The 8576-nt window shown below is 71.3% G+C and carries 11 protein-coding genes; 5 read left to right on the forward strand and 6 right to left on the reverse strand.

The genetic code is table 11. The features are described 5' to 3' along the window. Window positions 1-78: 78 nt before the first annotated feature. The 3 genes from ACFWY6_RS16345 to ACFWY6_RS16355 form a co-directional block, all read right to left on the reverse strand. On the reverse strand, window positions 79-900 hold the full coding sequence (locus ACFWY6_RS16345; RefSeq protein ID WP_384690217.1) for a hypothetical protein: 822 nt from the start codon (window positions 898-900) through the stop codon (window positions 79-81). 168 nt (window positions 901-1068) lie between these two features. Then, entirely contained in the window at window positions 1069-1365 is a 297-nt protein-coding gene (locus ACFWY6_RS16350; protein WP_384690220.1) for a hypothetical protein, read from the reverse strand. Window positions 1366-1542: 177 nt separating this feature from the next. Continuing rightward, window positions 1543-1974, reverse strand: coding sequence for a PPOX class F420-dependent oxidoreductase (locus ACFWY6_RS16355; protein ID WP_384690223.1), 432 nt, complete (start codon window positions 1972-1974; stop codon window positions 1543-1545). A 224-nt stretch (window positions 1975-2198) separates the two neighbouring features. On the opposite strand from ACFWY6_RS16355, the gene ACFWY6_RS16360 reads away from it, so the two are divergent. The 3 genes from ACFWY6_RS16360 (at window position 2199) to ACFWY6_RS16370 (ending at window position 5394) form a co-directional block, all read left to right on the forward strand. After that, window positions 2199-2681: a DUF4352 domain-containing protein gene (locus tag ACFWY6_RS16360; protein WP_384690226.1), complete on the forward strand. Its 483-nt coding sequence runs from the start codon at window positions 2199-2201 to the stop codon at window positions 2679-2681. A 232-nt stretch (window positions 2682-2913) separates the two neighbouring features. Next, window positions 2914-5013, forward strand: coding sequence for a SpoIIE family protein phosphatase (locus tag ACFWY6_RS16365; RefSeq protein ID WP_384690229.1), 2100 nt, complete (start codon window positions 2914-2916; stop codon window positions 5011-5013). Window positions 5014-5205: 192 nt separating this feature from the next. Continuing rightward, window positions 5206-5394: a DUF1272 domain-containing protein gene (locus ACFWY6_RS16370; RefSeq protein WP_384690232.1), complete on the forward strand. Its 189-nt coding sequence runs from the start codon at window positions 5206-5208 to the stop codon at window positions 5392-5394. Window positions 5395-5639: 245 nt separating this feature from the next. Here the strand turns inward: ACFWY6_RS16370 and ACFWY6_RS16375 are convergent, their stop codons facing one another. From ACFWY6_RS16375 to ACFWY6_RS16385, 3 genes are all read right to left on the reverse strand, one after another. After that, entirely contained in the window at window positions 5640-5885 is a 246-nt protein-coding gene (locus ACFWY6_RS16375; RefSeq protein WP_384690234.1) for a response regulator transcription factor, read from the reverse strand. 61 nt (window positions 5886-5946) lie between these two features. Next, entirely contained in the window at window positions 5947-6156 is a 210-nt protein-coding gene (locus ACFWY6_RS16380; protein ID WP_384690237.1) for a hypothetical protein, read from the reverse strand. 417 nt (window positions 6157-6573) lie between these two features. Continuing rightward, on the reverse strand, window positions 6574-7149 hold the full coding sequence (locus ACFWY6_RS16385) for an ArsR family transcriptional regulator (RefSeq protein WP_384690239.1): 576 nt from the start codon (window positions 7147-7149) through the stop codon (window positions 6574-6576). A 60-nt stretch (window positions 7150-7209) separates the two neighbouring features. Here ACFWY6_RS16385 and def point away from each other — a divergent pair, with 60 nt between their 5' ends. Together def and ACFWY6_RS16395 are read left to right on the forward strand one after the other, a co-directional pair. Then, on the forward strand, window positions 7210-7872 hold the full coding sequence (gene def / locus ACFWY6_RS16390) for a peptide deformylase (RefSeq protein ID WP_384690242.1): 663 nt from the start codon (window positions 7210-7212) through the stop codon (window positions 7870-7872). Window positions 7873-7966: 94 nt separating this feature from the next. Continuing rightward, window positions 7967-8347, forward strand: a complete 381-nt coding sequence (locus tag ACFWY6_RS16395) for a hypothetical protein (protein WP_384690244.1) — start codon at window positions 7967-7969, stop codon at window positions 8345-8347. Window positions 8348-8576 lie beyond the last annotated feature (229 nt).

Genomic DNA, 8576 nt, shown 5'->3' on the forward strand with positions numbered 1-8576 from the left:
TCATCGAGATGTGGGCTCATCGAGTGAACGCTCAACCTCCGGTCCAGGGTGAGAGTCGCCGGTTCCTCTCGGCCCCGCTCACTCCCACCAAGCCTCCCGCACCCGCAGGCTCTCCGTGTCCTCGCAGCCCGCCCCGTTGGACACTTCCTCGGTGTCCAGGTTCCAGCCGACGACGCCGTTACCCTTGCGGCCCAGTTCGATCAGGCGCTGCGTCGAAGTCTCCGTACCGTTCTGCACCTGGCATTCGAGCACCGAGGTCCACGCCTTGCCGTCGAGCGCGACATTGAACGCGAGCAGCGGCAGGACGACGACGGTCAGTGCGGCGGCGATCCACTGCTCGGTGCCCGCCACGCCGCGCAGCCAGCCGCCCGGCCGATAGCTGGAGTCGTGGTGCCGCTTGCCGCGGCGGCCCGTGCGGTACTCCACGACGACGCCCTCGCGCAGCGCGAAGGCGATCAAGCCGGTGGCCAGGCCCCACCAAGGCCCGTAGAAGCAGGCGGCGATGAGGCCCACGGCGAACGGGTTGACGACCGTCAACGCGATCCGCCGCGCGGTGTCCGCCCAGCTCTGTCCCTTGGGCACGGCGCCGCGCGCCGCGAAGAGCGCGAACACGACCCGCGAAGCGACGATCCCGAACACCGCGCCGAGCGCCGGCTCGGTGAGGAGCATCCCGAGCACCACGTCGGGCCAGTTGGCGGGTTCCATGCCGACGAAGACGCCGCGCGCGTTCGCCCCGCCGCCCACCGTGTACGTCACCTTCACACAGGGCAGCGCGAGCGCCAGTGCCAGCAACAGGGTGTGCCCGGGCCCTCCTTTGCTGTCGACGGCGCGGGCCCGTGCGATCTGCCGGTCCTCGTGCTGGTCCTCGTGCTGCTCCTGCTCCTGCGACTGCTCCGACATGGCGGAACCGAAGCACAATCGGGAACCCGACCGCCGTCGGCACGCCGCTACGTATCTCTCAGGAGCCGAGGCGATTGATGGCGGCGCTGCCGAGCACGCGCGGCCTTTCGCCCGGCTGCCGGGCGACGGCGATCATCGCGCGGCTCAGGTGTTCGGTGGTCGCGCGGCTCAGGTGAGCGGGGCCGAGGAGCCGGCGGTGAGCCAGCGGCGGACCGCGAGGGCAACCGTGTCGTCGAGGGTGCTGAGCGCGTCGATGGCCTTGGTGTCATCGGGGTGCGGAGGGATCCCGGCGGCGGTGAGCGTGGCGTGCAGGTTCAGCCGGTGCCGGTCACGGGCGGTCAGCACGGACTGGGGATGCGGGGACGTGTCCAGGCGCTGCGTCGGGTCGGGCGGAGGCAGCAGGAAGTCGGCCTCGGCGTCCCAGTTCACGGTCGGCAGGATGGCGTCGGTGGCGGGTGCGGTCATGGCAGCTTCCTCACGTCGGGCGGGAGTGCGTGTGCCGGTGAGGAGGCGGTGGGGCGGCGGTCCGGTTGCAGCCGCGCCGCCGAGCCACCCGAACGTCGTAACGGCGACGCTGAGTTGGATGACGGAGCGGCTGGTACGGCCAGGCCGCTCCGTACGTGTCCAAGGGGCAGCCGGCCGTCAGCGGAGGCTGGTGCCGTACACGTTCTCGACCGTCAGCGTGATCAGCACTCTGCGGTCGGACACCATGACGGCGCGGTACTCGTCCCAGTCCGGGTGCTCGCCGGCGGCGCTGCGGTAATAGTCCACCAGCGCCTGGACCTCGGGACCATCGGGGTCGGTGCCCGGCCCGGTGAGGGTGACCGTGCCTTCGGCGGTGGCCCAGGCCCGGCCGTCCGGACTGGTCACTTCCAGTGCGGCACGGGGATCCCGGCGCAGGTTGGCGACCTTGGCGGTGCGCTGCGTCGTCGACACGCGGATGACTCCGGCGGCGCGGTCGTACGACGGCATGATCGGAGAGAGCTGCGGGCGGCCGTCGGATTTGAGCGTCGCGAGCACGCCGAGGTTGCTTTGGGCGAGCAGTGCGTGCGGGTCGAAAGGTGTCTCTGTCATGTCGGCCCAACTTACTGTCGGGGCCGTGTATTCCGGCGTGTGCAGGGCCGGTGCGCGCCGGGGGCGTGGCTCGTGTCGCAGGGGCGAGCGGCCGGTGTGTACGGGAATGCGGGCGTGCCGTTCGCCGGGCGGTTGGCGAACGTGGGGGAAGGGAGGATCGTGGTGAGTACCGAGCAGAACTCGAGAACTCGGGGAGCCGATACTTTCGGACTCGAGGAGGAGCGATGCGCCGCGTATCCGCAGCGCTGCTGGGGGCGTGCGCTTTCATCGCGGCCGGTGGTGTGAGCGTGCAGACGACCGCTCCTTCGGCAGTCGCGGCGGCCGCCGCCCCCGTCGCCGTCCAGTTCCAGCTCAAGAACACCGGCGAGGCACCGTACAAGGACAGCCCGGTCAACGGAGCCGTCCTTGTCGACGCGGACGGTCAGCACTTCGCCGCTGCCCTGTTCGCCAAGACCAGCGCCGGTCCTGCCTTCTCCGCGTCGGTCTCGATCTCGCCCGGTGACACCGCCCGTGGCTTCATCACCTTCGAGCTGCCGGACGCCGCCAGGCCCGTACAGGTCCAGTCCGCCATGAACAGCGGGTTCTCCGACGACGTCGGCGAGTGGACCCTGGTGGCACCGGCACCGGCACCGGCACCGGCACCGGCACCGGCACCGGCACCGGCACCGGCACCGGCACCGGCACCGGCACCGGCACCGGCCCGATGACCGCGTCGGCCGCACGTCGCGTGACACCGAGTGCCATCGGGGTGCCCGCATGCGGGACGGGGCATGAGTGCACCATGGGCCGAGGCGAGTGACCTGCCGCACCGAATGGGCCGGCTGGCCCGATCCGGGGGACGATGGAAGCGGTCCGATCCGCCCGAAGCTCCTCCCGCCGGGGTGGGGTCAAGGCGTCGGAGCCCGTCCGCGGCCGGGCACGGGGAAGGGAGAACCTGCCATGAACGCGTCTGACGCCTTCCAGGCCAGGCCCTGGCCCGACCCGCTCACCCCGCCCACCCCGTCCGCGCCGGGCGGCCTCCTCGACATGCTGGGCGTGGCCGCCGTGGTGCTCGACGCCAAGGGGCGGATCACCCTGTGGAGCCCGCAGGCCGAGACGCTGTTCGGCTGGACCGCCGAGGAGGCACTCGGCCAGTACGCGGCCACGCTCCTGGTCTCCGAGGAGCACGCCGATGTCGCCCTGGATCTGTTCTCCAAGGTCATGACCGACGGCGGGAGCTGGGCAGGGGTTTTTCCCGTCCATCACCGGGACGGGAAAACGCGGCTCGTGGAGTTTCGCAACATGCGGCTGCTCGATCAGGACGGTTTCGGGTACGCGCTGGGGATCGCCGCCGAGGAATCCGTCGTACGCGGGGTCGAGCGGCACCTGGCGCTGTCCGGGAAGCTGGTGACGCAGTCACCGACCGGGGTGGCGGTGGTGGACACCGACCTGCGCTACGTCCTGGTCAACCCGGCGCTCGAGCAGATCATCGGCCGGCCCGCCCAGTGGTGCCTGGGCCGCAGCGCCGTCGAGGAACTGCCCTTCGGGGAGCGCGGCGCCATCGAGACCGCGCTGCGTCAGGTCCTGGAAAGCGGCACCCCGCTGCTCGACCGCTCCGTCACCGAGCGTGCGCACGTGGGTGTGGAGGGGCGCCGGGCATGGCGGTTGTCGTACTTCCGCCTGGAGGACTCCGTGGGCCAGGTCATCGGCGTCACCATGACGGTCATCGACGTCACCGAGCAGTACCGTGCGGATCTGCACAGCACCCAGGCCCGCAAGCGCCTGGCCCTGATCGCACAGGCATCGGCGCGGATAGGCACCACGCTCGACCTGGACCAGACCGCCCGCGAACTCGCCGACGCCGTGGTCCCCGATCTCGCGGACATCGCCGCGGTCGACGTCCTGGACTCGGCCCTGGCCGAGCAACCCCCGCACCGCACCGCAACCACCGAGCCCGCCGTCTTCCGCGCCCTGGCCGTCAAGGCCGCCTACCCCACCCGCGCCGCCGACGCCGCCGACCCGCCCGGCGAGATCACCCGCTACGAATCCGACCGCCTTGTCACCCGGTGCGTCACCACCGGACGCACCGTCCACGTCGCCCACGTCCGCCCCGACCACCTCCGGCACATCGCCCGCGACGACGAGGCCGCCGCCGTGCTCGCCCGCGCCGGCGTCCACTCCTACCTGGCCGTGCCGCTCATCGCCCGCGGCGAAGTCCTCGGCGCGCTCGACCTCAAACGCGCCCGCAACCCGCTGCCCTTCAACGCCGACGACATCGTGCTCGCCGAGGAACTCGCCGCCCGCGCGGCCGTCTGCATCGACAACGCCCGCCTGTACCGCACCCAGCTCCAGGCCGTCACCACCCTGCAGCGCCACCTGCTGCCCGAGACCCCGCCCGACCCGCCGGGTCTGCGCGTGGCCTGCCGCTACCGGCCCGCCGGATCCGCGGGACACGCGGGCGGCGACTGGTTCGACGTCATTCCCCTCGCCGGTGACGCCACGGCCCTGGTCGTGGGCGACGTCATGGGATCCGGCCTCACCGCCGCCGCGACCATGGGCCAACTCCGCACCGCCACCCGCACCTTGGCCCGCCTCGGCCTCGACCCCGCCGAGATCCTGCACCACCTGGACCTGCTCACCCGCGAACTGGAGGAGACGATCGCCACCTGCGTCTACGCCCTGTGCGAGCCCCGCGCCCAGCAGTGCCGCATCGCCCTGGCCGGCCACCTGCCGCCCGCGGTCCACCACGCCGGCAGGCCGCCCGCCCTCCTCGACCTGCCCACCGGCGCCCCGTTGGGCGCCGCCGAGGGCGTGGACTTCACCACCACCCGCATCGACCTGCCGCCCGGCACCCGCCTGGTGCTGTACACCGACGGCCTGGTGGAAACCCGCACCCAACCCCTCGACACACGCATGAACGCCATCCTGGACCTCCTCTCGGGCCCTCAACTACCCCTGGAGGCCACCTGCGACCAGCTTCTTGCCACCCTCCCCGACGCCGACAGCCGCGACGACGTCGCCCTGCTCATCGCCGAAGCCCTGGGCGACGGCCCGCCCTGAGGGGGTACTCGCATACGTACGGCGGGGAGGCATACGTACGCACCAGGGGAGCGCAGAGGTGTCCCGGCGGTGGCCCGGATCCGGTGGAAGCTGTCCCGGTCGATGCTTTCAGGCCCAGATCCTTCCACGGAGAATGGGCGTCGTCCGGCGCCGCTGACCGGGCGACGAAACCCCGAACCCGCCAGGAGAACCATGGCTTTGGAGATGCGCGGCCGCTGCGAACGATGTGCCGACGCGGCGCTGCCGCAGGAGGCGTCCGCCCGGATCTGCTCGTACGAGTGCACGTTCTGCGTGCCCTGCAGCGACGCCATGCAGAACACGTGCCCCAACTGCGGCGGCGAACTCGTGCCGCGCCCTCGCCGCTCGGCAGCCACACCGTAGACAGGGTGCGGCTGCCCCGCCGACGAGGACGAGGGCAGCCGAACCCTCCCGCGCCGCCGAGGGGGAGTGGCGGCACAGGCATGTCCGTGGCGCGACAGCCATGAGAGCCCGTCCCGTGCCAGGCGGCAGACACAGTGTCCGGCCGATTCGCCGCCCCGGAATCGGCATGCGGGCAGGATACGGATGCGTAGGTGACACGCGCGGCCGCGCGGCAGACGTAGGTACGCAGTACGGCGGGGGCGTGGTCACCGCTGCAGCGCCGCCGCGATCTCCGTACGTGAGGTGACGTCGACCTTGGTGAGGATGTGCTCGACGTGAGTGTGGGCCGTCCGCTTGGAGATGACGAGCCGTTCGGCGACCTCGCGGTTCGAAAAGCCCTGCGCCACGAGTGCGGCGACCTCCCGCTCGCGCGGGGTGAGTTCGCCGCCCCCGCCGCCGTTCCGCGCACCGGGCAGACGCCCCGCCGGCGGAACATCGGCGTCCGCCCGCACGGCCTCCAGGATCGCCGTCCCCGATGCCCGTGCAGATGGGCGACGACCGCGCCGAGCGTGCTCATGCCGGATTGCTCCGGCAGTTCGAGCACCGAGGCGAGCGTGTCCGGGACAGCTCCGCATCGCCCAGCGCGGAGAGCTCCACCAGCCACACACCGTCGGGGAACCGCTCCCGGAGAGCACCGGCCCCGCGCAGCGCGGTACAGCTCTTGCCCACGCCGCCGGGCCCCACGAGCGTGACGAGACGAGCCTCGTCGAACGCGTCGCGCACCAGGGCGAGTTCCGCGTACGCCCAACGAAACTGGTGGGCTCTACGGGGAGTTGCCCGCCGCGCCGCTGCCCAGAGCCGAATCCCATTGGCATCCCCGTGACCATCGTCCGCCGTCCGCCGTCCGCGCTTCGGCCGGACTCGCACAGCGTAAGCACGCCACTACAAACCTTAACGGCGCACGAGGGGGCGCCTCCAGGACACGGCGGAACCAACGGGTCTGCGCGCTCGTCGTGCAGGGCATGGCACAGAGCGGCAGCACGATGGGCGAGGAACCGACGTGGGGAGAGCTGCTGCTCAGCTTCCTCGTCGTGGCGAGCATCCCCACCGTGATCGGAGGGGCGGTGATCGTGTCTCTCGTCGGCCTGGTGGTCTGGGCCACGGCGCCCCTGCGGCGACGGAGGCGGGACCGTTCTTCGGTCAGTCGTTCTTCGCCTCGCCCGTCGGATCGGGGAGCAGGGGGAACAGCCGGGTGATGAGGGCGACGGGGTGGGCGCCGGCGGGCCGGGCCAGGGGGCGTTGCTCGCGGTCCTGGTAGGGGGCGAGTGTCCGCCGGATGACGTCCGCGACCCGGCTCATCTCCTCGGGTGTCAGGTAGGCGACGGCGCTGAAGGCCTCGTCGTGGCGGCGCCAGTCGGGCGGCGCCTGGTCACGTTGGGCGAGCCATCGACTCCAGCTTTCGTCTTCCAACCCCCGGGCCAAGTCGCTGAATTCGTCCGTGGACGCAGCGCTGTCGGGGCCGTGCTGCCGCAATCGCCAGGGCCTTGCCCGGCCCCCGCTGTGGGGAGCCTCTTCGACGTGCCCGTGGCGTGCGAGCTGGCGCAGGTGGAAGGAGCAGAGCCCGGAGCTGTAGCCCAGTCGGACGGCGGCTTCGGTCGCCGTGACGGTGCCGACCTCCGCGAGCAGGTTCAGCAGGGCGGTGCGGACCTCGTGCTGGCGCAGTCCGTCGCTGGAACGGCTGTGGTCGGGCGGGGTGTTGAGGTCTTCTTCGGTCACTTTGCAAAGTCTGCTACTTTGCAAAGCACATCGCAAGTTCTTGAACGAGGGGGAGGCGTCATGCCTGTTGGTCACGAGCGGTCCCGTCCCATCGACCGGCGAGTGCGAGTTCAGGGGCGTCCCGTCGACTCCTATCCGGCGCTGCCGCCGGAGGCGCACCGGGGTTCGGTGCGCCGGGTCACGGTGGTCGGTGAGGACGTCCTGAGCCGCCCGTGCCAGGAAGTGACGGAGTTCGGCTCGGCCGAGTTGTCGGCACTCATCGACGACATGTTCCTGACGATGCATGTGGCCGACGGCGCAGGCCTTGCAGCCAATCAAGTCGGCGTCGATCTGCGGGTGTTCGTGTACGACTGCCCGGACGACGACGGGATCCGGCACGTGGGTCACATCGTCAATCCGGTTCTGGACCTGCCCGATCCCGGGAGCCGCCGACTCATCGACGACTACGAAGGCTGCCTGTCCGTGCCGGGTGCCACCAAGGAGGTCGCCCGCACCGACCATGCCGTGGCCCGAGGTTTCGACAAGGACGGCAACCCGGTCGCCATCGAGGGGACGGGCTACTTCGCCCGGTGCCTTCAGCACGAGACCGACCACCTCATCGGCCACACCTATCTCGACCGGCTCCCCAAACGCGACCGCAAGGACGCCCTGCGGCAGATGGAAGAGCGCTGTGAGGACGTCATGGCCCAACGCGCAGTCAAGGCAGCTCAGTTGGGCGGGTGAGCCACGTGAGCCACCCGCTGGGTGAATCCGAACCGTGATCCGTAGAGTCCCAGGGCAGCTCATGCCGGCTCAAGGCCCACACGAGGAGACGCAGGTGCACCCACTGGCGGTCGAACAGAACTTCCTGCTGCGGGCGGAGCGGCTTCGGAACTGGGGGATCGGGGTGCTGGTCTGCGCCTCCCTGTTCTGGGTCTATGCCGCATGGCAGGTGTTCACACCGTACGACTCCACCTACAACGCGGTGGACTGCTCGGCGCCGGCCAACTCCGAACGCAGGGACGTCTACTTCGAGGATTCCGGTTACGCGCATGAGAGTGCGCTGCAGTGCGCGTCCGACCGGGACTGGCCCAAACCGTTGGCCGCCCTGGTGATCTCCGTGCCTCTCTCGGTCGTAGGCACCGCGCTGATCACCGTCGGCGCGGTCAGCGTCCGGCTGCGCCGTCACGACGACGCGCTGCAGCGAGCCCAGAGCTGAGACGGCGGCCCGCGCGGGGGAGGTGGTCCGCGTACTGCGTCGTGGGTGTTGCCGGGCGGCAGAAAAAGCCCCGGGGTGCCGGGGGGGACCCCGGGGGGGTGGCGGGCGGGGGGGACAACACGCACCCGGGCCTCCACGCGCCGCCGGCCCCCCCCCCGGCCCGGGCCCCGCTTCCGGAGGACCGCGATCCGCTCGCCCTCGCGCGCATGCTGCTGACCCTGATGCAGGG

This window comes from Streptomyces sp. NPDC059037, from assembly GCF_042740015.1.
Lineage (GTDB): Bacteria > Actinomycetota > Actinomycetes > Streptomycetales > Streptomycetaceae > Streptomyces.

Excerpts from the sequence above, each read along its gene's own strand:
- def (WP_384690242.1), top strand. The coding sequence starts at position 7,210 with ATGCCTGTTGGTCACGAGCGGTCCCGTCCCATCGACCGGCGAGTGCGA.
- ACFWY6_RS16350 (WP_384690220.1), bottom strand. The coding sequence starts at position 1,365 with ATGACCGCACCCGCCACCGACGCCATCCTGCCGACCGTGAACTGGGAC.
- ACFWY6_RS16370 (WP_384690232.1), top strand. The coding sequence starts at position 5,206 with ATGGCTTTGGAGATGCGCGGCCGCTGCGAACGATGTGCCGACGCGGCG.
- ACFWY6_RS16365 (WP_384690229.1), top strand. The coding sequence starts at position 2,914 with ATGAACGCGTCTGACGCCTTCCAGGCCAGGCCCTGGCCCGACCCGCTC.
- ACFWY6_RS16345 (WP_384690217.1), bottom strand. The coding sequence starts at position 900 with ATGTCGGAGCAGTCGCAGGAGCAGGAGCAGCACGAGGACCAGCACGAG.
- ACFWY6_RS16360 (WP_384690226.1), top strand. The coding sequence starts at position 2,199 with ATGCGCCGCGTATCCGCAGCGCTGCTGGGGGCGTGCGCTTTCATCGCG.
- ACFWY6_RS16355 (WP_384690223.1), bottom strand. The coding sequence starts at position 1,974 with ATGACAGAGACACCTTTCGACCCGCACGCACTGCTCGCCCAAAGCAAC.